The organism is Desulforapulum autotrophicum HRM2 (assembly GCF_000020365.1).
In the GTDB taxonomy this organism is placed as follows: Bacteria; Desulfobacterota; Desulfobacteria; order Desulfobacterales; family Desulfobacteraceae; genus Desulforapulum; species Desulforapulum autotrophicum.
Genome location: NC_012108.1, coordinates 4,721,639 through 4,741,254, shown reverse-complemented (window position 1 = coordinate 4,741,254; position 19,616 = coordinate 4,721,639). Strand labels below are relative to the sequence as shown.

The 19,616-nt window shown below is 50.4% G+C and carries 26 protein-coding genes; 10 read left to right on the top strand and 16 right to left on the bottom strand.

Annotated elements, in window-relative coordinates; all coding sequences use genetic code 11:
• Positions 1-88 precede the first annotated feature (88 nt).
• Complete coding sequence (locus HRM2_RS20840) at positions 89-1,666, top strand: MBL fold metallo-hydrolase RNA specificity domain-containing protein (protein ID WP_015906018.1); 1,578 nt, start codon at positions 89-91, stop codon at positions 1,664-1,666.
• Between the two features lie 12 nt (positions 1,667-1,678).
• Positions 1,679-2,428 (top strand): DeoR/GlpR family DNA-binding transcription regulator, encoded by a 750-nt coding sequence (locus HRM2_RS20835; protein ID WP_015906017.1) that lies wholly within the window; start codon positions 1,679-1,681, stop codon positions 2,426-2,428.
• Positions 2,429-2,433: 5 nt separating this feature from the next.
• Here the strand turns inward: HRM2_RS20835 and rocD are convergent, their stop codons facing one another.
• Positions 2,434-3,741 (bottom strand): ornithine--oxo-acid transaminase, encoded by a 1,308-nt coding sequence (gene rocD, locus HRM2_RS20830; RefSeq protein ID WP_015906016.1) that lies wholly within the window; start codon positions 3,739-3,741, stop codon positions 2,434-2,436.
• A gap of 17 nt (positions 3,742-3,758) precedes the next feature.
• Positions 3,759-4,547 carry a TrmB family transcriptional regulator gene (locus tag HRM2_RS20825; protein ID WP_015906015.1) on the bottom strand — a complete coding sequence of 263 codons (789 nt, stop codon included), beginning with the start codon at positions 4,545-4,547 and terminating at the stop codon, positions 3,759-3,761.
• 198 nt (positions 4,548-4,745) lie between these two features.
• Between HRM2_RS20825 and serB the strand changes: the two genes are divergently transcribed.
• Positions 4,746-5,969: a phosphoserine phosphatase SerB gene (gene serB / locus HRM2_RS20820; protein WP_015906014.1), complete on the top strand. Its 1,224-nt coding sequence runs from the start codon at positions 4,746-4,748 to the stop codon at positions 5,967-5,969.
• On the opposite strand, the gene HRM2_RS20815 is transcribed toward serB, so the two are convergent.
• The 7 genes from HRM2_RS20815 to pspF all read right to left on the bottom strand — a co-directional run bounded on the left by HRM2_RS20815 (position 5,966) and on the right by pspF (position 9,558).
• A complete protein-coding gene (locus HRM2_RS20815) occupies positions 5,966-6,244 on the bottom strand; it encodes a hypothetical protein (RefSeq protein WP_015906013.1) in 279 nt (92 codons plus the stop codon). The genes serB and HRM2_RS20815 overlap by 4 nt on opposite strands.
• Before the next feature lie 18 nt (positions 6,245-6,262).
• Positions 6,263-6,400 (bottom strand): hypothetical protein, encoded by a 138-nt coding sequence (locus tag HRM2_RS27215; RefSeq protein WP_187149295.1) that lies wholly within the window; start codon positions 6,398-6,400, stop codon positions 6,263-6,265.
• A gap of 24 nt (positions 6,401-6,424) precedes the next feature.
• Positions 6,425-6,931 (bottom strand): peptidylprolyl isomerase, encoded by a 507-nt coding sequence (locus HRM2_RS20810; protein ID WP_015906012.1) that lies wholly within the window; start codon positions 6,929-6,931, stop codon positions 6,425-6,427.
• A 135-nt stretch (positions 6,932-7,066) separates the two neighbouring features.
• The gene (locus HRM2_RS20805; protein WP_015906011.1) at positions 7,067-7,258 is read right to left on the bottom strand and encodes an FmdB family zinc ribbon protein; all 192 of its coding nucleotides are present in this window, start codon (positions 7,256-7,258) and stop codon (positions 7,067-7,069) included.
• Positions 7,259-7,273: 15 nt separating this feature from the next.
• Entirely contained in the window at positions 7,274-7,729 is a 456-nt protein-coding gene (locus HRM2_RS20800) for a thioredoxin family protein (protein WP_015906010.1), read from the bottom strand.
• Positions 7,730-7,748: 19 nt separating this feature from the next.
• The gene (locus HRM2_RS20795) at positions 7,749-8,447 is read right to left on the bottom strand and encodes a cytochrome c biogenesis CcdA family protein (protein ID WP_015906009.1); all 699 of its coding nucleotides are present in this window, start codon (positions 8,445-8,447) and stop codon (positions 7,749-7,751) included.
• An 85-nt stretch (positions 8,448-8,532) separates the two neighbouring features.
• On the bottom strand, positions 8,533-9,558 hold the full coding sequence (gene pspF, locus HRM2_RS20790; RefSeq protein ID WP_015906008.1) for a phage shock protein operon transcriptional activator: 1,026 nt from the start codon (positions 9,556-9,558) through the stop codon (positions 8,533-8,535).
• A gap of 220 nt (positions 9,559-9,778) precedes the next feature.
• On the opposite strand from pspF, the gene HRM2_RS20785 reads away from it, so the two are divergent.
• The 4 genes from HRM2_RS20785 to HRM2_RS20770 all read left to right on the top strand — a co-directional run bounded on the left by HRM2_RS20785 (position 9,779) and on the right by HRM2_RS20770 (position 12,575).
• Complete coding sequence (locus HRM2_RS20785) at positions 9,779-10,453, top strand: PspA/IM30 family protein (protein WP_015906007.1); 675 nt, start codon at positions 9,779-9,781, stop codon at positions 10,451-10,453.
• Between the two features lie 67 nt (positions 10,454-10,520).
• Positions 10,521-10,763, top strand: a complete 243-nt coding sequence (locus HRM2_RS20780; protein ID WP_015906006.1) for a phage shock protein PspB — start codon at positions 10,521-10,523, stop codon at positions 10,761-10,763.
• Positions 10,764-10,768: 5 nt separating this feature from the next.
• Positions 10,769-11,212, top strand: coding sequence for a PspC domain-containing protein (locus tag HRM2_RS20775; protein WP_015906005.1), 444 nt, complete (start codon positions 10,769-10,771; stop codon positions 11,210-11,212).
• 22 nt (positions 11,213-11,234) lie between these two features.
• On the top strand, positions 11,235-12,575 hold the full coding sequence (locus HRM2_RS20770; RefSeq protein WP_015906004.1) for an FAD-dependent oxidoreductase: 1,341 nt from the start codon (positions 11,235-11,237) through the stop codon (positions 12,573-12,575).
• 28 nt (positions 12,576-12,603) lie between these two features.
• Here HRM2_RS20770 and HRM2_RS20765 read toward each other — a convergent pair whose 3' ends face one another.
• Complete coding sequence (locus HRM2_RS20765) at positions 12,604-13,425, bottom strand: crotonase/enoyl-CoA hydratase family protein (protein WP_015906003.1); 822 nt, start codon at positions 13,423-13,425, stop codon at positions 12,604-12,606.
• Positions 13,426-13,669: 244 nt separating this feature from the next.
• On the opposite strand from HRM2_RS20765, the gene HRM2_RS27210 reads away from it, so the two are divergent.
• A complete protein-coding gene (locus tag HRM2_RS27210) occupies positions 13,670-13,828 on the top strand; it encodes a hypothetical protein (protein WP_187149294.1) in 159 nt (52 codons plus the stop codon).
• A gap of 129 nt (positions 13,829-13,957) precedes the next feature.
• Here HRM2_RS27210 and HRM2_RS20760 read toward each other — a convergent pair whose 3' ends face one another.
• The 6 genes from HRM2_RS20760 to HRM2_RS20735 form a co-directional block, all read right to left on the bottom strand.
• Complete coding sequence (locus HRM2_RS20760) at positions 13,958-14,362, bottom strand: helix-turn-helix domain-containing protein (RefSeq protein ID WP_015906001.1); 405 nt, start codon at positions 14,360-14,362, stop codon at positions 13,958-13,960.
• A gap of 108 nt (positions 14,363-14,470) precedes the next feature.
• Complete coding sequence (locus tag HRM2_RS20755; protein WP_015906000.1) at positions 14,471-14,920, bottom strand: MaoC family dehydratase; 450 nt, start codon at positions 14,918-14,920, stop codon at positions 14,471-14,473.
• 31 nt (positions 14,921-14,951) lie between these two features.
• A complete protein-coding gene (locus HRM2_RS20750; protein ID WP_015905999.1) occupies positions 14,952-16,019 on the bottom strand; it encodes a GAF domain-containing protein in 1,068 nt (355 codons plus the stop codon).
• A gap of 30 nt (positions 16,020-16,049) precedes the next feature.
• Positions 16,050-17,123, bottom strand: coding sequence for a class III poly(R)-hydroxyalkanoic acid synthase subunit PhaC (gene phaC, locus HRM2_RS20745; protein WP_015905998.1), 1,074 nt, complete (start codon positions 17,121-17,123; stop codon positions 16,050-16,052).
• A gap of 50 nt (positions 17,124-17,173) precedes the next feature.
• Entirely contained in the window at positions 17,174-18,073 is a 900-nt protein-coding gene (locus HRM2_RS20740; RefSeq protein ID WP_015905997.1) for a poly(R)-hydroxyalkanoic acid synthase subunit PhaE, read from the bottom strand.
• A gap of 43 nt (positions 18,074-18,116) precedes the next feature.
• Positions 18,117-18,569 carry a polyhydroxyalkanoate synthesis repressor PhaR gene (locus HRM2_RS20735; RefSeq protein WP_015905996.1) on the bottom strand — a complete coding sequence of 151 codons (453 nt, stop codon included), beginning with the start codon at positions 18,567-18,569 and terminating at the stop codon, positions 18,117-18,119.
• 401 nt (positions 18,570-18,970) lie between these two features.
• On the opposite strand from HRM2_RS20735, the gene HRM2_RS20730 reads away from it, so the two are divergent.
• Together HRM2_RS20730 and HRM2_RS20725 are read left to right on the top strand one after the other, a co-directional pair.
• The gene (locus HRM2_RS20730) at positions 18,971-19,231 is read left to right on the top strand and encodes a hypothetical protein (RefSeq protein WP_015905994.1); all 261 of its coding nucleotides are present in this window, start codon (positions 18,971-18,973) and stop codon (positions 19,229-19,231) included.
• Between the two features lie 18 nt (positions 19,232-19,249).
• Positions 19,250-19,567: a hypothetical protein gene (locus HRM2_RS20725; protein WP_015905993.1), complete on the top strand. Its 318-nt coding sequence runs from the start codon at positions 19,250-19,252 to the stop codon at positions 19,565-19,567.
• Positions 19,568-19,616 lie beyond the last annotated feature (49 nt).

Here is a 19,616-nt window from a genome sequence, read left to right as displayed (position 1 = left end):
ACATTAGCACTTGAATATTGCTTTTTCAACCTGTGTTTGTTCGCTTTGTAACCATAAATTTTCGGTTTTCAACATTGAAGGGGGATTCATGGATCTATCTTTTTTCGGAGCTGTAAGGGAAGTGACCGGTTCCATGCACATGATCGACACCGGACATGATCGTATTTTGCTTGACTGCGGACTGTTCCAGGGCAGACGAAAGGAAACCTGGGAAAAGAACACCAGTATGCCGATTAATCCGGCAACCATTACCAATGTGGTGCTTTCCCATGCCCATATTGACCATTCAGGCCGAATTCCCCTGCTTGTGAAGGAAGATTTCAAGGGGCAGGTTGTCACCACCCGTGCCACCCAGGATGTGTGCAATTTTCTGCTGCCCGATTCGGCCCATATCCAGGAATCCGACGCCGATTATCTCAACTATAAGAACGCCCGTTCAGCCCTTGCCACCCACGGAAAGAAAGGTGTGGCCGATGACCTTTCAAACCGGGAAGCCCAGCAGGTCAGAAAACTTTTAAAGTCGGGAAGAAACAAACTCAACCGGGCGGCCATCAGTGAGATTGCCGATCGTCACAATTTGACCCGGGTGGAGCCCCTTTACCGGGAGGCTGATGCCAGGTTTTCCCTTGGTTTCTTTTCAGGTAATCCCTACCGGACCCCCATAACCATTGGAAAGGATATGACCTGTACCTTTTACGAGGCCGGCCATATCCTGGGGTCTGCCATCAGCATCATCCATTACGGGCAGGGAAAGGACCGGCGGACGGTTTGCTATACGGGTGATCTTGGCCGGTTTGACATGCCCATCCTGAAAAATCCCTGCCTTGACTTTAGAGAGGAGGACAGGGAAATTGATCTGTTGATCATGGAGAGCACCTATGGCGATCGTGTCCATGAGAGTTCCCAGGACCTCAATGCGCGCATGGCCCAGGAGCTCAACCTTGCCATCCAGCGCAAGGGGTCGGTTGTGATTCCCGCATTTGCCCTGGGCCGGACCCAGCAGATCCTCTACGTGATCCATGAACTTTACGAACAGGGGGTGGTGCCCAGGATTCCCGTGTATGTGGACAGCCCCCTTGCCTCGGGTCTGACCAAGGTGTTTGTTGAACATCCTGAACTCTACGACCAGGAAACCCATAAAACCTTTCTTGAACACAAGCTCAACCCCTTTTGTTTTGACGGGGTCGATTTTGTCTCTTCCGTGGACGAATCAATGGATTTAATGCGAAAACCTGAACCGTGTATCGTGATTTCCGCCGCGGGCATGTGTGAGGCTGGGCGCATCCTTCACCATCTCAGGTATCGCATTCACAACCCGGTCAACACCATCCTCATCGTAGGGTTCATGGCCGAAAACACCCTGGGCAGGCGGATCCTTGACCTTGGCAAGGCCTATCGTGATGGGGGTGGAAAGGGTGAGGCTCCGGTGGTGAAGATTCTGGGTAAGGAGTATCCCCTGAAGGCCAATGTCGTTCCCCTGAACGGTTTCAGTGCCCATGCCGACCGGGAGGAGATGATGCGATTCCTCAAGACATCAAACCTCAAGGTTAAAAAGATTGCCGTGGTCCACGGGGAAGAACAGGCCTCCCTCAAGTTTGCCGATCGACTGGGTCAGGAAGGCTTCAAGGCCGTGGTACCCAAGGCGGGCCAGAAAATCGAGGTATAAGGAAAAGAACAGATGCAGAAACGGCAGGCCAAAATTGTTGAACGGGTTCAGGCCTTGGGGTATGTATCCATTGAGGACCTTGCCACGGACTTCAAGGTGACCCCCCAGACCATACGACGGGATATCAACCTGTTGAGCAAAGAGGGGCTGGTCCGGCGATACCATGGGGGAGCAGGGCTTGCCACAAGCGTTGAAAATATCGGTTACGCCACCCGTCAGGTTCTGTGCCGGGAGGAAAAACAGATCATCGCCTCAAGGGTGGCAGAGCGGATTCCGTCACGGGCCTCAGTGTTTATCAACATCGGCACCACCACCGAGGAGGTGGCAAGGGAACTTTTGAAGAAAGACGGGTTGAGGGTCATTACCAACAACCTTAACGTGGCCGTTATTCTGAGCCAGAATCCCGATATTGAAATTTACATGGCTGGCGGGGTGGTGAGGCACCGGGACCGGGGCATCACAGGCCATGCCACCCTTGAGTTTATTCGTCAGTTCAGGACGGATTTCGGCATCATCGGCATCAGTGGCATTGCTCCCAATGGGGACCTCCTGGATTTTGACTACCAGGAGGTCCAGGTGGCCAAGGCAATCATTCACAATTCATCCAAGGTGATGCTGGTGGCTGATCACACAAAGTTCGGCAGGGAGGCCATGGTTCGCCTGGGCCATGTGGCGGACATAGATGAACTTTTTACCGACATCATGCCCAGAAAGGCCATGCAGGATTTTCTTGCGGAGAATGGTGTCCGGCTCCATACCTAAGGCCCCTAACCCACAAGCACCCGTTCAAGTCTTTCCACCAGAAAATCGAGCTCCTGGTCATTGATCACAAGGGGGGGGGAGATCCGGATGGTATGGCCGTGGCTGTCGTTGACAATGATGCCAAGGTCGAGAAGCTGTCTGCAGAACGCCATGGCATTGCCGTTCTTTACCTCGATTCCGATGAACAGTCCCTTGCCCCGGACCTCCTTAACATGGGGGGAGGCATGGGCAATGGTCAGGATTCGTTGTTTTAGAATATCTCCCTTTTTCCTGGAGCGGCGGTCAAGGGCCTCGTCCTCAAATACCTTGAGACCGGCTGTGCCGGCAACACAGGCCAGGGGGTAGCCGCCGAAGGTGGAGCCGTCCGAGCCCTTGCTGAACACAAGATCCATGATATGGGCGTTGGTGATGAACACGGAAAGGGGGACGAGGCCTCCTGATAGTGCCTTGCCGAGGATGACACCGTCTGGAACAATGTTGTCGTGTTCAAAGCAGAACCGTCTGCCCGTTCGACCCAGGCCCACCTGGATTTCGTCACACACCAGAAGCAGGTTTTTATCGTCGCAGACCTTTCGTAGTCCGGCCAAAAATCCCTTGGGGGGGATTCTGATGCCTCCCTCACCCTGGATGGGCTCCACAAGGATGCCGCAGGTGTTCTTGTTTATGGCCCTTTCAACGGCCTGGATATCGCCAAAGGGAACGCTCACAAATCCAGGAGTCAGGGGGCCGAATCCCTGGCGGTATTTTTCAGAGGTGGAAAAAGAGACCACTGAAATTGTCCTGCCGTGAAAATTGTTGTTAAATACAATTATTTCCTGGTGTCCGTCTTTGATGCCCTTTTGTTTGTATCCATAGTAGCGCATGGCTTTGATGGCGGTTTCAACGCTTTCCACGCCACCGTTTTTGGGCAGCACCTTGTTGCCGTTGTTGCCAAACCTTGGTGCCATCTGGGGGGCAAACTGGCCCATTTTTTTGAGGAATATGCCAAGGGCGTCCGTGTAAACCACGTTGGAGAGGACCGATGCATATCCACCCTGGACGGCATCCATGACGGCCTTGGCAATGACCGGATGGTGATGGCCGGGGTTGGCTGCGGAATAGGCTGCAAGGCAGTCCAGATAGCGGTTGTTGTTCTGGTCATAGATCCAGCACCCCTTAGCCCTTCGTGCGACCATGGCGATTCGTTCATAGTGGTGGGCCCCGAACCGATCTTCAGAATCAATAATGCCTTGGTCGGCGGTCTCTGAAAATCCTGGGGGCAAGCAGCTTGTCTCTGGCATGTCTGGTGTTTTTGTGGTTTCCATTGTTTCCATGACCATCTCCCTGATTGTCAATTGTCGTTTTTTATGATGTTGTAGATTTTTTTTTCCTGGTCGTTCAGCAACTGATTATCCTCGTGGATTTTTTTCAGGAAACAGTGGTAAAAATCATGGCGAAGGCTGTCGCGGTTCGTGGTGATGAACCAGGGGTTCCGGGTCCAGTTGATCGATGAATTGTCCAGGTCGTCCGTCGCAAAGACCCCCACAAGGGCCTCATTTTTGTCCTTGATCAGGTCAAACGAAGCCCCGCCTATTTTTTTAATAAGCTCTGCCTGGTCTGGGTGGGCCACCTGGACCTCAAAGGTTGTGGGGGTATCGCCCATGGCAATGTAGCGGATATTGACACCGCGACCGGAGGCATTTTCAAGGTCTGCTGAAAGGATCCGGGCTTCGCCTGGAAAGAGCCTTGTGTAAATTTCTATTTCAGCGGTGTTGATCATTTCCCTCGCCTTTGCCATTATCGTATCATAACCGGCAAGGGTCCATATGTATTCGCATTCTGTCCTGCGAAACACCCTTGCAACCTCGTTTTCAAATGCCCGGAGGTTCTCCTTGAACCGGGTTTTAAGCCGGAAGCTCAACTGGTCCGGGGGAAGGGGAACATACTGCCCCTTACTTGCCTCAATAACAAACCCCTTTGCCATCATGCTCCTGAGCACGTCATAGATTCGAGACCTGGCAATGTTTGAAAGGGCGCTCAGCCTTGAACCATTTACCGGGTGATCGGTGAGGAGCGCCATGTAACATGCGGCTTCATACTGGGAAAATCCAAGTTCTTTCAGGTTTGCAAGGGCTTCCATCTCACTCCTTTTTATTTTGTTGCTACTACGATAGCAACATTATATCGATGTGGCTTTCCAGGGTCAATATGATTTTAAAAAAACTGTTTCCCCTTGAGTATTGTTCCTGGGCATACTATATGGAAAAGGTTTTTCGATTCCTGGAAAATCATTGGAGGGCTGAATATAAAAGCGGTTAATGAACAAAGGGTATCTTTGATGGGTAAAACAGTATTGATCAACATCTCTGGCCGGGACAGAAAAGGGCTTGATTCAAAGTTTGCAGCCATTCTTGCCGAGTATAACGCCAATGTCCTTGATATTGGCCAGGCTGTGATCCATGATTACATCACCCTTGGAATCCTTGTGGAAATCCCAAGGGCCGATGATTTTTCTGCCATTTTTAAAGACCTGCTGTTTGAGGGCCATCAAATGGGGCTTGCCATTAAGGTCAAACCCGTTGACGGGGCATCCTACGAGAACTGGGTCAAGGCCCAGGGTCTGGAAAGGCGGATTATCACCTTACTTGGCAAGAAGATCACGGCACGCCAGATTTCAAGTGTAGCGTCGGTGGTGGCGGAAAATGAACTCAATATTGACGGTATCACCCGTTTGACGGGCAGGATTTCCCTTATGAGCGAGCCTGTAAATCCAAGGGCGAGTATTCAGATTTGTGTGAGTGGGAAACCTGTGAACATAAGGGCCATGCGGGGCCGTTTCATGGAGATCTCCAGGGATATGGGAATTGATATCTCCTTTCATGTGGACAACATTTACAGTCGGAACCGCAAGCTTGTGGTTTTTGACATGGATTCGACCCTGATCCAGACTGAGGTGATCGACGAACTTGCAAAAATTGCCGGGGTGGGGGACGAAGTTGCTCGGATTACCCATTCGGCCATGGCCGGTGAGATCGATTTTAAAGAGAGCTTCAGAAAGCGGGTGGCGCTTCTGAAGGGGCTCAAACAGAGTGAACTTCTCAATATCACTAAAAATCTTCCCCTGTCCGAAGGGGTGGGCCTTGTGACTGCAACTCTTAAGGGACTTGGATACAAGCTTGGCATTCTTTCGGGCGGATTTACCTTTGTCGGCGACTATCTTAAAGAACAACTCGGATTTGACTATGTCTATGCCAATGAGCTTGTGATCCGGGACGGTGTTGTCACAGGAGAAGTGGCAGGCGAAATCATTGACGGTGAAAAAAAGGCTTTGCTCCTCAAGGCACTTGCCCAGAAGGAGCATATTTCCATTGAGCAGACCATTGCCGTGGGAGACGGGGCCAATGATCTTCCCATGATCAGTATTGCAGGCTTAGGTGTTGCCTTCCATGCCAAACCCATTGTCAGAGAAAGGGCAAGCAATGCGATCTCAAGCGTTGGGCTTGACGGGCTCTTGTATCTCATGGGCATGCATGAACGTGAGTTTAACAACGGATTGGGTTAGCCTTTTTTGCCGCCAGTCCCAATATTTTCCAGAAAGCGTTTTCGCCTGAGCCGGAACAGGCTCTTGTCCTCGTTTACAAGGTAGAAAATCGACCGGTTGTCGTCGTCAAAACACTGGTAGAGTGCGGTGAACCCCTCAATGTCTGTGACATCTCTGATGCGGTGGACATCATCGTTGAAACGGGTGCATACCTTTACCCAATCTTCAGGTTCAGCGTTTGTACCCACAGTTACCTTCTGGTTGTCTTTGTCGTAATCTGCCAGGATTGATTTCATCGTTTTTCCCCGCTATGGTCAGGTCAAAGGCCTTTTCAAGGGTCTGGAAAAGCCTGCCTTAAGTTTGACAAGAAACAGCTGCCGGAGCAGGCAGGCCATGGTTGTCCCGGCCATGCCTGCAGCAAAGATGCCCGCGATATCGGTTGCCCTGTCCATTCCGGCACCAAATGTTTAGGCCTTTTAGGCCTGATCCCCATTAACAACCTGTGCCTTTAGGATGGTTATGGGATCCTTGGGCACATCGCCATGGCCGGCTTTATTGCCAGTGGCAACCGCCTTGATCTTGTTGATGACGCCATGGCCCTTGGCTACCTTTCCAAAAACAGCATATCCCCATCCCTGGGGTGTCTTGGACTTAAAGTCAAGCATGTCGTTTTTCTTTACATTGATGAAAAACTGGGCTGTTGCACTGTGGGGATCCATGGTTCTTGCCATGGCAATGGTGTAGGGGGCATTGCAAAGGCCGTTATCTGCCTCATTTTCAATGGCCGGGTTGGTGGGCTTTTCAACCATATCTTCGGTCATGCCGCCGCCCTGGACCATGAAGCCGTTGATCACCCTGTGGAAGATGGTTCCGTCATAGTGGCCGGCATTTACGTATTCAAGAAAGTTAGCGCAGGTTTTCGGGGCCTTTTCCTCGTCAAGTTCAATCAGGATTTCTCCCATGGTGGTGTCGAGCTGAATCATTATTTCTCCTTTACCTTGTCTCGTCTGTTGTTTTGATTGTTTTAAATAGTGCGGGAAGGGGATGACGTCATTCCCTTCCCACGGTTTTTCTTTGGTTTTGATCCAGAGCTGACCGCTCTGGCAGCATCAGCCGGCTCAGGAAAAACCCTTGGGGGCATCTGCTGCACAGGTGCCGATACTTGGACCCATGAAACTTGCCGCACTCATGAGCTTTTTAACCGCTTTGCTGCCGCATTCAGGGCATTTTACCCTGTTTTCCTCTCCCTTGAAGATAAGCTTTTCAAAGGTTGCGTTGCAGCGCTCACATCTGTATTCATAGATTGGCATGGCGTAAACTCCTTTCTATAGTGTCTTTTTGAAGTCGTTGTAGCTCATCTGTTCATAACTGTCGGTGTTGATAAATCTTAAGATGTTACCAAAGGTTTTTGCATCAATATAGCCGGGCAGATTGCTGATCCGGGTATGGTCGGATTTCAGGAACCAGAGGGTTGGCAACCCGCGAACATTATAGGTCTCGGAAATCTTCTGCTCCCTGTCTGAATCAACCTTGATGGCGATGAAGTTTTCGTTGATGTAGTCGATGACCTTTGATTTTTTAAAGGTGGTTCGTTCCATTTTTTTGCAGTAGGAGCACCACTCTGCGTGGAAGTATAGGAAAACGTTTTTGTCCTGTTCCTTTGCCATGGCCATACCCCTGTCAAATTTCTGCCAGGAAATTTCCTGGGCGGAGACTGCAGCAGGGAGGAAAATGGCAAAAAACACCACTGCCAGGAGTGTGTTCAGGATTTTTTGTTTCATGTTGAATTGGTCCTTTTGCTTATAACCCGGCAAGAATTCTGAAGCGATCTGTGATGAGCAGGAGCCCAAGGGCGATCAGAAGAATGCCGGATATTTTGTTGATGTATGATATGACCCGTGTGGCCCGCTTCATTATTTCAAGGAGGCGGTTTATAAACAAGGAGATCAGGATAAAGGGCAGGGCAAGTCCTGCTGAGTAAACGCCCAAAAGAGCCATCCCCTTGACAACTGTTTCCTGGTTTCCAGCAACAATGAGGATTGATCCAAGGAGGGGCCCGATGCAGGGACTCCAGCCTGCGCCAAATGCCATGCCGATGACAAAGGTGCCCATGAGATGGACAGGCTTTTGGTCCAGGTGGATCTTTCGTTCAAAGTTGAGTCCCTTGATGTTGATGATGCCAAGCAGGTGGAGGCCAAAAACGATTACAATGGCGCCGCCCAGGTAACGCACAAGCCAGGTATATTTTGCCATGAAGCTGCCGAGGAAAGAGGCAGATGCCCCAAGCAGAATAAACACAAAGGAGAATCCGCACACATAGGCCAGGGTTGAGAGCATCACCTTTTTCCGGGTTTCTTTGAGATCCAGGGTCAGTTCGTCAAGGGAAAGTCCTGTGATAAAGGTAAAATAGGCGGGAATCAGGGGCAGGATGCACGGTGAAAAAAACGACAGCAGGCCTGCCACGAAGGCTGCCTGGAAGGTTACAGTTTCTGTGAACATGTGCAGCGTTCCCCTTAAATGTGCTGGTCTATGAATTGGTCTGGCGTATACATATCATACATCTTAATCATATTTGGACGCTTTTTCAAGGTTGATGTTTTCGAATAAGCCCCCTTAACTGGTCATAGGAGAGATGCAGAAGTGCTGCGGCACGTCTCTGATTGTGCCTGGACTTGGCAAGGGCCCGTTCTAAAAGAAGTTTCTCCAGGGTTGCCACGGCCGATTTAAGGGGCATGGTTGTAAAATCGGGGAAAATGTCCGGAACTTCCTGTTGATCCATTGTCTCTTTTACAGGGACGGGCGGGTCTGGCAAACTGCCATGGGGAGAGGAAAAGGGGTTGAAAATGATTTCCCGGATGGTATGATGGCTGGAACGGTAAACGGCCCGTTCGACTACGTTTTTAAGCTCTCTGACATTTCCCTTCCAGGGATAGGCCTCAAGAAGGGCTGCAGCCTCGTTTGAAAACCGGGGCGGCTCTGTTCTGTCTAGTTCCCTGGCCATCTCCCTGGCAAAGTGGTCAGCAAGGAGGCGGATATCCCCGGACCGGTTGCGCAGGGGTGGAAGAAACAACACTTCAAAGCTGAGTCGGTCAAGGAGATCCGGCTTGAACTGTCCTGTTTCGCACCTTTGGACAAGGTTGGCATTGGTGGCGCTGATAATTCTGACATCCACTTCAATGGGCGATGAGCTGCCCACCCGCTCAAACCTGCCGTATTCGACCACCCGCAGAATCTTTTCCTGGGTTTCAATGGGGATGGCACCGATTTCATCCAGGAAAAGGGTGCCGGTGTTTGCGGCTTCAAAGCGGCCTGTGCGGCGCTTGTCAGCCCCGGTAAATGCACCCCTTTCGTGGCCGAACAGTTCAGCCTCCACAAGGGCTGGGGCAAGGGATGCACAATTAAGGGTGATAAACGGACCCTGCCAGCGATGGGAGAGAAAGTGAAGGCGTGTTGCGGCAAGCTCCTTACCGGTTCCCCGCTCTCCAAGCAGAAGAACCGGTCGGTCAATGGGAGCAACCCGGGCGAGTCGCTCCTGGAAGTCGAGGAAGGCCTCTGACTGGCCAAGGGCCTCACGGGGGGTGGACTTTAAAGATGAATAGGTGTGGCTCATGGCTCTTTTAACCTTTTATTGGTTTGCTATACTGTATATTGGTCGATATTACCATTTGTCTCCATGGCCCGTCAACGCCGTTTTGGCACCGACCATGTCCTGATGGCCCCGTGATTGCAGTGGGTTTCACGACAGAAGGACTTGACCAGGGTATTTCCCAAGGCAATGGCACGCATCCTGCTGTAGTGGGGGGTAAACCCCCAACAAAAGGAGAAACACCATGGGTATTTTTACAAGATTTAAGGATATCATAAATTCAAACATCAATGGCATGCTTGACAAGGCAGAGGATCCTGAAAAATTAATCAAACTCATGATCCGTGAGATTGAAGACACACTTGTGGAGCTTAAATCTGCCTGCGCAGGCACCATGGCAGGCAGAAAAAGGGTCCAGCAGAATCTTGCCCGGGCAGAGGAGAAGACGGCGCTTTGGGCTAAACGGGCTGAACTTGCCGTTTCAAGGGCCAGGGATGACCTTGCAAGGCAGGCCCTTGTTGAGCGAAGGCGGTTTGGGCAGGTTGTGGACAGCCTGGGCGAAGAACTTGAAGAGCTCTCGCGCCTTGTTACTCAATACCAGGAGGATATTGTGCAGCTTGAGGAAAAGCTTGCAAGCTCAAGGGAGAAAAAAAGGATGCTTGTCCAGCGTCATCTCCATGCCAGAAAAAAACGACAGGCCCAGGAGGAGATCCGGCGCATGGACAATTCTGAAACCCTGGCCCGGTTTGATGCCTTTGAAAATCGCATCAACCGCATGGAGGCTGAGGCTGATCTTGTCAACTTTGGAACCCGGCCAATTCTCGATGAGGCGTTTGAATCCCTTGCCACCGACGATGAAATTGAGCAGGAACTTGAGCGGTTGAAATCTGCCGGATCCAACCCAAAAGAGGAGGTGTGACCATGGGTGATGTTCAACACCCTGCCCTGGTTTTGGTCGTGTTCCGGGACCGGAAAGGGGGAAAATAATGCAGGGATTTTGTTTTCTAGGCCTGATGTTTGCCGGTGGTCTCGTCTTTCTGGCCATTGTCTGTGGTGCTATCATACTGATTCTGCGGATGGTAAAAGGCGGTCTTTCCCCCGAAAACCGGGATGAAAAAAACGAAGAGGCCAGAATGATACAGGAGATTTACCAGGGGCTTTCCAGGATGGAACAGAGGGTGGATGCCCTTGAGACCATTCTCATGGAACGCCGGAAAAAGGAGGTGTAGTTACCATGGGAAAAGGTCGTTTTAATCATCAGGGACGTGGCCGGGCGGGAACAAGGAGCCGTCACCCCCGCTGGAACAGTAATTTCACAAGTTTGCGCCAAGACCTGTTTCGTTCAAGGAGCGGTGTGCTCATGGGGGTGTGCAGGGGCATTGCCAATCGGTTTGATCTGTCAGTTCACCTGGTGAGGGCCGTTGCGGTCTTCCTGCTGTTTGTCAGCGGATTCTGGCCGGTTGTGGGGCTTTATTTTCTGGCAGCCTTCCTCCTCAAGCCCGAACCGGTGGCCCCCATCCATTCCGAGGCTGAGGGTGATTTCTATGAGAACTATGTGACCTCGAGGAAAGCTGCCATAAGGAGCATTCATAGCCGGTTCACAACCCTTGAAAGAAAAATTCTCAGACTTGAAGATGCAGTTACCTCCCGGGAATTTGACTGGGACGAAAAGTTTTAAGCGTTTTTGAAAAGGAGATTTCATGAGATTTCTGATCATTGGAGGTGATGCTGCCGGCATGAGCGCGGCAAGCAAGGCAAAAAGAAGGGCGCCGGATCTTGATGTGGTGGTGCTTGAACAGGGCATGGATGTTTCCTACAGCGCCTGCGGCATGCCCTATAACATTGCAGATTCTGAAACCGGGATTGATGCCCTTGTGGTAAGGGATGCTGACACCTTTATCCACAAGAATCACATTGATCTGAAGCTCGGCCATTGTGCCGAATCCATTGATCCCGGGGCAAAGATCGTAAGGGGTATGGGGCCGGATGATAGACCCTTTACCCTGGCCTATGACAAGCTTCTTATTGCAACGGGTGCCGGACCGGTTATGCCCGACATTCCCGGTTTTGATCTTCAGGGGGTTTTTCCTCTGAAGAGCCTTGACCATGGCCGAAGAATAAAACATTTCATCGGTGTAAAAAATGTACAAAAAGCGGTGATCATCGGCATGGGGTATGTGGGGCTTGAAATGTGTGAAGCCTTGAGAGCAAGGGGAATTGAGGTTGCCATGGTAAAACCCAGGCCCCGGCTTTTACCCTGGATGAATCCTGAACTTGTCCAGGCGGTCAGTCTCGAATTGACAAAAAACAGGGTTGCCATGCACCCGGGCCATGCCATTGACGCCATTACCTCCCACAACGGTGCTTTACGGATAGAATGTGACACCATGGCCCTTGATGCTGACATGGTGATCGTGGCTTCGGGGGTTCGACCCAACAGCCGGCTTGCCCGGGATGCTGGGTTGGAGACGGGCATTTCTGATTCCATTTCAGTGGATGATCAGCTGAGAACCTCGGATCCGGACATCTATTCTGCAGGCGATTGTGCCGATGCCATCCATGTGGTCACCGGGCAGCGGTGCTGGATCCCCCTGGCCCTGAGGGCCAACCGGGCGGGTTGGGCCGTTGCAGATAATGTCTGTGGTGTAGAGACCCGCCTTGACGGGGTGGTGGGAACGGCTGTTTTCAAGCTCTTTGCCCTGGAGATCGCCCGAACCGGATTGTCTCCAAAAGAGGCTGTGGCAGCCGGGTTTGACCCGGTGGAGGTGGTTGTCAAAAACAATTCAAAGGCCCATGCCCAGCGGGGCGCCACAACCATTTATACGGCCATGACAGGCGACAGGAACACCGGGCGGCTTCTGGGTGTCCAGATGGTTGGTGAACAGGGGGTTGCCCACAGAATTAACGCCCCGGCCGTTGCCCTGCACAACCGAATGGATGTACAGGGTTTTTTCCAGACCGATTTTGCCTATGCCCCTCCCTTTGGTCCGGTGTGGGATCCGTTGTTGACAGCAGCAAACCAGCTCCTGAAAAAGCTATAGCCTGGCAACGGCACAGACCCGGTTGGCTTCAGACACCTGTGAATTTGGGTTTGCGTCGTTCGCTAAAGGCCGTGAGGGCCTCCATGAGATCGTTGGACGGAATGATGTTGGCGCTCATGGAGGCAACATAGTCAAGACCCTCCTGAACGGTTTTACCAACGCAGAAGTTGAGAACATCCTTGGATGCCTGGACGGCAAGGGGAGAGTTGTCGGCAATTTCCCGGGCAAGAATTGCGGCATTTGCCATCAGGTTTTCCTCTGTGTCATAGACATGGTTAACAAGAAGGATCTGTTTTGCCCTGTCGGCCGAAATGTCCTTTGCGGTAAAGGCAAGTTCCCGTGCATGGCCCTGGCCCACAATGGCCGGTATGCGCTGGAGGACCCCAACGTCGGCGACAAATCCCACGGCAGCTTCCCGCAGGGAAAAGGTGGCATCCTTAGAACAGATCCTGATATCGCAGGCCGTCGCAAGATCAAGGCCTGCGCCGATGCAATGGCCGTGGATTGCTGCGATGACAGGTTTTCTGCAACGTTCAACCGCAGAGATGGCGGTCTGGAGATGCTTGATCTTTGGCAGCAGTTTCCATTTGATTCCACCCTTTTGCTCGTTGTCCATGAGTTCTGGAAGTTCGCCCACCATGCCCATGAGGTCTATGCCCACACAGAAGCTGGGTCCCTTGCCTGCAATAACAACGGCCCGGATGTCAGGATCATTGTCAAGATCGTTGAAAACAGCCTCGGATTCCTTCCAGGCGGCAGGTCCCATGGCATTTTTCTTTTCAGGCCGGTTGAGAAAGACCCAGGCAAGGGGGGGGCGTTTTTCCACAAGATAAAATTCATATTGGTTCATTGATTTCTCCTTATTGTTTCATAGGTTTCAACACCGTTTGTAGACAAATGCAAGGTTTTTTATCCGCAACTCTAATTGTGGAAGTCAGAATGGGGCATCAGTCTGTGTCCATATGAAACTCCCATCAATGCATCACCAGCGGAGATGTTTCAGATTTCGTTGTGCCCAGGGCAAATACCCTGCAACGCGTCCCTCTTTTTTGGATCAATGGATGAACTTCAGGGGGTGATATACAGGGCCCATTGTGTCCTATTTTACATCAAATGTCACAGGGGGTCTGGGGAAGGGATGTAATGATCGTTTGGATCTGCTCAGGCAGCGGTGCATGGCCCTTGGGGGAGAAGAATCTGTTTTTGGCTCAAGCGTTGATATTTCAATGATTATTCCGGTTTTGTCCATGTGAACGTGGTGTTCAGTTTCAACGACAGGGACGAGGCCTTTCCTGGAGTTGCAAATCTTATCTATGACCGGACCGTTGCACTTTGCCTTAAGATGGCGTGGGTGGGTATCGCAGGTGCCGCACTTGCAGGGACTATTCTTCCGGGTCGGGTTCAGGGTCAAGGGTGAAGTATCTGGAAAAGACGGGGCAGGTGCGGCATTCTTCTATCTTTTCTTTCCAGGTCTTATGGGCCTTGCCGTTACAGATGGTGCCGTTGATGAACCAGCACAGATCCCCTGAATTAAACTCCCAGGCAGGACATTTTTCCTTGAGTTCGTCCGGGCAGTCAAGAATTTCCCAGCAGGGGGGGCTGTTTTTGTTTTTCTTGTCCTGTCTCATCAGCAGAAAAAGAAGCTGCCGTTCCACATGGTGGGGAACTTTCCTCCACCCCTGCTCATAGCTGTGAACTGCCTTTATGGAAGTGCCAATGAGCTGGGCCATCTCTTTCTGGGTCTTGTTAAGCCTTGCCCGGATCTGTTTGAACTGGTGTTGCTCCATGATCGCTCTTTCTTTTACAGGTTGGCATCATATCATGGTGCAGGGTATCTGAGACGTTCATTGTTGTCAACGATTGAATTGCCACATTGTGGTAGGTGGGTTGCTGTTTCATCCACCTTTTGGGACATGGGGTGAAGCCTTCCTCCGGGGAGGACTTACGATTGCGGTCCCGTCAAGCACCAGGGTGTTGTCCTGGTTGAAACAGCGGGTGGCAAGGGTGACGGTCTTTTTTTCAGGGTCGATATCCATCACCTCCACAACGGCTTTGATGGTGTCGTTGATGTAGACCGGTGCCAGAAATGTTAAATGCTGCTCTCGGTAGATGGTGCCGGGGCCTGGAAGCTTCATGGCAATAACGGCTGAGATGAAACCGGCCGAGAGCATGCCATGGGCAATCCTTGCCTTGAAAAAGGTTTTGGATGCATACTCCTGGTCAATGTGGGCCGGGTTAAAATCTCCAGTTATGCCGGCATAGAGGTAGATATCTGATTCTGAAACGGTTTTTGTAAAATCGGCAGAATCCCCAGGGGTCAACTCTTCAATGGTTTTTCCAATCATGGGATATTCTCCTGTTGTTTTTCTGAGTCCCTTAAAACCAGGAACGATGGCTCCAGATTTCTTTTTCCAAATTTTCCTTGTCGGACTGGAGTTGAAGGTACATGGATGCGTTGTTGATTGCAAGCCCGCCAAGGCGTGTAAGGGCCCTGAGCAGGTTTACGGTATCCTCGGGAAACTTTCGGTCCGTGGCCAGGTAGATCCTGAAAATACCGATGACCTCTTCCTTGACTTTGATGGGAAGATTGAGCAGGGTGACAATGCCCTCTTTTTTCTTTTCCTCAAAATAGTCAATGCCTTCAACATTTTCCTGTCCAATCCGCTGGATGGGTCTGGACAACGAGAGATCAAGGGTGTCTGCTGAAACCGGTCCCTTGTTCAGGTAAGCTTCGCTGAGGCCATAGCTTGACATGAGTTTCAGCTCTTTTCTCTGTTCATCAAGCAGCCTCACCGAAGTGCCTTTGACATTGAAGGCCTCTGCGATTTCAGACGACATGATGTGGAGAATATGCCTGATGTCCAGGGTGGAGTTCAGATTCTCAGTGATGGTGAGCAAAAGGTCAGAATGATTTTTCTTCCGCCGGATGAACCGGGCTTTCTGGATGGCCATTCCCCCCTGGTCAGCCAGGGCGCTTAAAAACTGAATTTCGGATTCAACAAATTCCCTGGGAGTTGCATTATACAGGCAAAGGGTTCCAATGGGTGTTTCATCGGCAATCACCGGTACCACGAGCATCGATGCAATTCCTTCTGACACTTTCTGGTCATGGTTTTCTGCCCTGGGGTCATGGGTGGCGTCCTTGATGGCAAGGTATCCCCCCTGCTTGAGGATGTCCGCGATCTGGGCACGGGCGCTTGTCGGTGCCGCATGGACATAGGTGTCGGACAGGCCGGTCTGGGCAACCGGCATGAATTCGTCCGTCTCGTTGCTTTTCAGAAAAAGGGCGCTTGCCTTTGCCGCCATGGCCCGGGTGGCGCTGTTGACAATAAGGTCAAGTACCTTTTCCATTTCAAAGGTTTGCTGCATGGACCTGCTGATCTCGCAAAAGGTCTTAAAATAAGCCTCGCAAAAGGTCTTAAAACTGGTGTTGATATCTTCCATTTAGCTCTCCATGAATTAGTCAATGAACGATTAATCCCTCGCTTTTAACCACGAAACGATTTTAGGTGCAAATTCTTTTTGACATTTTGAACTCACATAGATCCCGATGTGTCCGGTATTAAAACAGATGTCCTCGGTGTCCGTGGATCCAACGGCTCGTGTCAGAAGTTCACAGGCTTCAGGGGGAACCAGGTGGTCGTATTTTCCATAAAAATTGAGCAACGGCATGGTGATTTTTTTAAGGTTTATCGTTTTTTCGTCCACCTTCATTCGATTCTGTATCAGAAGGTTGTTTTTGTAAAGGTCGTTGATGAATTGCTTGAAGGTTGCTGCCGGAACATCGGGGCTGTCAAAGATCCATTTTTCCATGCGAATGAAGTTTTCCACAAAGTCCCTGTCGTCCATGTGGTTAAAGAGTCCCACATATTTGTCGATCATCAGCCTCGCCGGATTGAGCAGCAGGAATCCAAGGTTCATCAGATCCCCGGGCATGTTACCGTAGGTGGTGCCCAAATGCTCTGGGCCGGTGTTTTTCATCCAGATGTGGAGCAGTCCCTTGTCCGTGTCAAAGTTGGTCGGCGTGACCGTGGTCACAAGGTTTTTTATTTTTTCAGGATAGAGGGCCGAATAGATAACACAAAAGGTTCCGCCCATGCAGATGCCCATGAGGTTGATCTTTGGCACGTGGGTCTTTGCAATGATAAAATTGACGATATTGTCCATGTAGCCGTTGACATGGTCGCCGATGGTGAGATATTGATCCTTTCTTGTGGGATAACCCCAGTCGATCATGAACACCTCTATGCCCATCCTGAGAAAGGTTTCAACCACGCTTCTTGCTGGCTGGAGATCCAGCATGGTCTCCCGGTTGATCAGGGCGTAGGTTACCAGCAAAGGGGTGCGGATGGATGTCTTTTCCGGCTTGTAGTGCTTGAGCTTGACCCTGTCCTCCTCATAGACGATATCATAGGGGGTGCTTGCAATCCGGGTGTCAAGCTCACCCGTCAGAACCTCCCGTCCTTTTTTAATACGATCTTTGGTCTTTTTCTGCTGTTCAGAAAGGTTCTTCAGGATAAGATCCACAGGAATTCTGGGTGTCTGCATGGTATGCTCCTAGAGGCTTAACGTCAAAAGGGATTTGCGGCCGGCGGAAGTCATTCTTTCTTGAGTTGGGATATCTCTTTTGAAAGTGCCTTGATCTGCCGCTTGAGCGTATAGAGTTCCTTGTAGACATCGTCCATTTCCCGGTTCGTGGGAATGGGAAGCTGTTTGAGTATCTGGCCCATGACCTCGTCCCGGGCCTGTCGGTATTCGGCCATGGCGTCAATGGTGTTCTTGAGCGTCTGGGTATATTTCCCGGATTTTAGAAGAATCATGTAGTGGCCTTCAAGGGTCTTGACCCATTCGTCATAGGCCTGGGTGGTATCGTTGAAAAAAATGCCCTTGTCAAGCATCGCATCCATCTTATCCTGCATCACCTGGTTGGTTTTGTCCATGGGGACGGAAAAAAGATAGAGCAGTTCGGACAGGTTGAAGTTGAATACGTTGAACTTGTCCGCAAGTTTTGCCAGGTTTTCCTGGTGAAATCTGGGCAGTCCAAACTGGGGGATGTAGAGGTATTTCTGGAACTCCTGTTCGTAGAGGGTGCGAAACGATTCAAATATGTTCTGTTCCGTGTCGTCAAAGGCGTAGGGCTTTGTGCGCTGACCGATGAGCAAGAGGGTTTTTAAAAGCTGTTCCTGGAATTCCATGGTATTTTCAACCGAGTCTCCGGAAAGGTGCATCAGCATCTCCCCGAGGCTGGTCATGCCGTCGGAGAGCGCCTCTTGATTTTCCGGTTGTCCCATGAGTTTCATAAACGAAGCCAGTATGTTGAATCCCTTTTGCCATGCCTGAAAGGTTTTATCACCAGGGGGGGCATCGTCGGTCCCAGGGGCTTGTCCATGTTGCGGGTCACGCTTTGCTGACGGATTTTTCCAGAAATCTGCCGCCAGATTCAACCATGGGGAGATAAAATCCTTGTTAAAGGCGTCGTCGTCCTGCTGTTTTGTCATGGCGGTCTCCGTTAAAGGGATCGGTTATATCGTTGTGCTGCGCTTACTTTTTTTCGTCCTTGTTGCCAAAGGTTGATGAGAAAAACCCCATGGGATCCATTTCTTTGAACGTTTTTTTTGCAAGGGTTGATAGATCCATGCCCATTTCAAGGTAGGTCTGGAGCTGGTGATCCATGGATCGTCTGTATTCCAGGTAATTTTCCATGGTCTGTTCAAGGTGTGTATCGAAAAAGTCGTGTAAAAGGGTATCGCCATATCGGATGACAAGGTGAAGGAGGGATACGGGCAGCAGGGAATTGGCTTCCTTTGCCTTGTTCATGATAATCTGGGTGAGAATAAAGGCTGTGACATCCTCCCCTGTTTTTACATCGGTGACTTCGACCCTGTGACCATCGCTGATCAGACCGGATACATCCTGGAGGGTGACATAGGCACTCTTGTCTGTGTCGTAGAGTCTTCTGTTCGGGTATTTTTTGATGTGTATGGTATTGTTCACTTTGCTCGTCCTTGGGATATGATAGTATGAAAATATAGGTCAAAGCAGGCCATGTCAACCTTATAATTTCCATGGGCCGGTTGGGGTAACGCCCTATCCTAATCTTTTTTTTAAATATTTGTGCAGTGCACCATTTTTCCCTTGACAGGCTTTTTTTCAATGTTATATTCTTTACCAAGATCAAATCCAACAGACAGGTGGACATGCATCGTGATGCATATCAAATTAAAAATAGAAAGAACAAAGATGAGCCAGATATTCGTCAACCGACGTTTATATATCTAATAAGGCGTCTGCGACCCTGCATTCTCGGCGATAATGCTTTTTCAGGATAAATTCCATGGGGGGTGTCGCATTGAATGTCGTCTTGTTCAAACAACCAACGATAAGGAATCATCATCATGGAAACAGCAAAAGCAGCAAAACAGGTATTTGGATTTCAGAAATCTTTTTTTGACAACAGTTTTAACGCCATGTGCATTGTCCAGGACCAGACAGAAAACATGGTCACGGGCTTTATGAACCAGCTTCCCTGGATGACGGCAGACGGTAAAAAGGCCGTTGAAAACACCATGGATTTTACCAAAAAGATCAGGGGGGATTTCAAGAAGACCATTGACGACGGATACAAGAACTTCGACTCTTTTTTTGAGACAAAATAATAACCGGAGGATACCCCCATGGAAGCAGACAAGGCGTTTACGCAGGTGGTCGATTTTCAGCAGGTGGTTTTTGAAAACACCTTTGGCCTGATTAAAACCTTCCAGGACCAGAGTCAGGTTTTGATGAACCTCTCCATGGAAAACAATCCCTGGATCCATGAGAGCGGTAAAAAGGTTTGTGATTTCTGGGCCAAAACCTGTGAAAAGAGCATGGACGATTATAAAGCGTTCATGGATACAAGCTTAAACCAGACAAGGAAGATGTTTGAGACTTCAGCACCTTCAAAGCCTTCAAAATCTTCAGCACCTCCTGCCCAGCCTGAAAAAAAATCCTGATCCCATACCTGCCGGCAGAAATTCTTCTGCCGGCATACCCACCCAGCCG

Bases quoted from the DNA above. Each gene is read 5' to 3' on its own strand.
- HRM2_RS20760 (WP_015906001.1), bottom strand. From the start codon at position 14,362: ATGGAGCAACACCAGTTCAAACAGATCCGGGCAAGGCTTAACAAGACC.
- pspF (WP_015906008.1), bottom strand. From the start codon at position 9,558: ATGAGCCACACCTATTCATCTTTAAAGTCCACCCCCCGTGAGGCCCTT.
- HRM2_RS20815 (WP_015906013.1), bottom strand. From the start codon at position 6,244: ATGAAATCAATCCTGGCAGATTACGACAAAGACAACCAGAAGGTAACT.
- HRM2_RS20805 (WP_015906011.1), bottom strand. From the start codon at position 7,258: ATGCCAATCTATGAATACAGATGTGAGCGCTGCAACGCAACCTTTGAA.
- HRM2_RS20750 (WP_015905999.1), bottom strand. From the start codon at position 16,019: ATGGAAGATATCAACACCAGTTTTAAGACCTTTTGCGAGGCTTATTTT.
- HRM2_RS20795 (WP_015906009.1), bottom strand. From the start codon at position 8,447: ATGTTCACAGAAACTGTAACCTTCCAGGCAGCCTTCGTGGCAGGCCTG.
- HRM2_RS20725 (WP_015905993.1), top strand. From the start codon at position 19,250: ATGGAAGCAGACAAGGCGTTTACGCAGGTGGTCGATTTTCAGCAGGTG.
- serB (WP_015906014.1), top strand. From the start codon at position 4,746: ATGGGTAAAACAGTATTGATCAACATCTCTGGCCGGGACAGAAAAGGG.
- HRM2_RS20825 (WP_015906015.1), bottom strand. From the start codon at position 4,547: ATGGAAGCCCTTGCAAACCTGAAAGAACTTGGATTTTCCCAGTATGAA.
- HRM2_RS27215 (WP_187149295.1), bottom strand. From the start codon at position 6,400: ATGGACAGGGCAACCGATATCGCGGGCATCTTTGCTGCAGGCATGGCC.
- HRM2_RS20770 (WP_015906004.1), top strand. From the start codon at position 11,235: ATGAGATTTCTGATCATTGGAGGTGATGCTGCCGGCATGAGCGCGGCA.
- HRM2_RS20755 (WP_015906000.1), bottom strand. From the start codon at position 14,920: ATGATTGGAAAAACCATTGAAGAGTTGACCCCTGGGGATTCTGCCGAT.
- HRM2_RS20785 (WP_015906007.1), top strand. From the start codon at position 9,779: ATGGGTATTTTTACAAGATTTAAGGATATCATAAATTCAAACATCAAT.
- HRM2_RS20730 (WP_015905994.1), top strand. From the start codon at position 18,971: ATGGAAACAGCAAAAGCAGCAAAACAGGTATTTGGATTTCAGAAATCT.
- rocD (WP_015906016.1), bottom strand. From the start codon at position 3,741: ATGGAAACAATGGAAACCACAAAAACACCAGACATGCCAGAGACAAGC.
- HRM2_RS20810 (WP_015906012.1), bottom strand. From the start codon at position 6,931: ATGATTCAGCTCGACACCACCATGGGAGAAATCCTGATTGAACTTGAC.
- phaC (WP_015905998.1), bottom strand. From the start codon at position 17,123: ATGCAGACACCCAGAATTCCTGTGGATCTTATCCTGAAGAACCTTTCT.
- HRM2_RS20775 (WP_015906005.1), top strand. From the start codon at position 10,769: ATGGGAAAAGGTCGTTTTAATCATCAGGGACGTGGCCGGGCGGGAACA.
- HRM2_RS20835 (WP_015906017.1), top strand. From the start codon at position 1,679: ATGCAGAAACGGCAGGCCAAAATTGTTGAACGGGTTCAGGCCTTGGGG.
- HRM2_RS20840 (WP_015906018.1), top strand. From the start codon at position 89: ATGGATCTATCTTTTTTCGGAGCTGTAAGGGAAGTGACCGGTTCCATG.
- HRM2_RS20800 (WP_015906010.1), bottom strand. From the start codon at position 7,729: ATGAAACAAAAAATCCTGAACACACTCCTGGCAGTGGTGTTTTTTGCC.
- HRM2_RS20765 (WP_015906003.1), bottom strand. From the start codon at position 13,425: ATGAACCAATATGAATTTTATCTTGTGGAAAAACGCCCCCCCCTTGCC.
- HRM2_RS20780 (WP_015906006.1), top strand. From the start codon at position 10,521: ATGCAGGGATTTTGTTTTCTAGGCCTGATGTTTGCCGGTGGTCTCGTC.
- HRM2_RS20740 (WP_015905997.1), bottom strand. From the start codon at position 18,073: ATGACAAAACAGCAGGACGACGACGCCTTTAACAAGGATTTTATCTCC.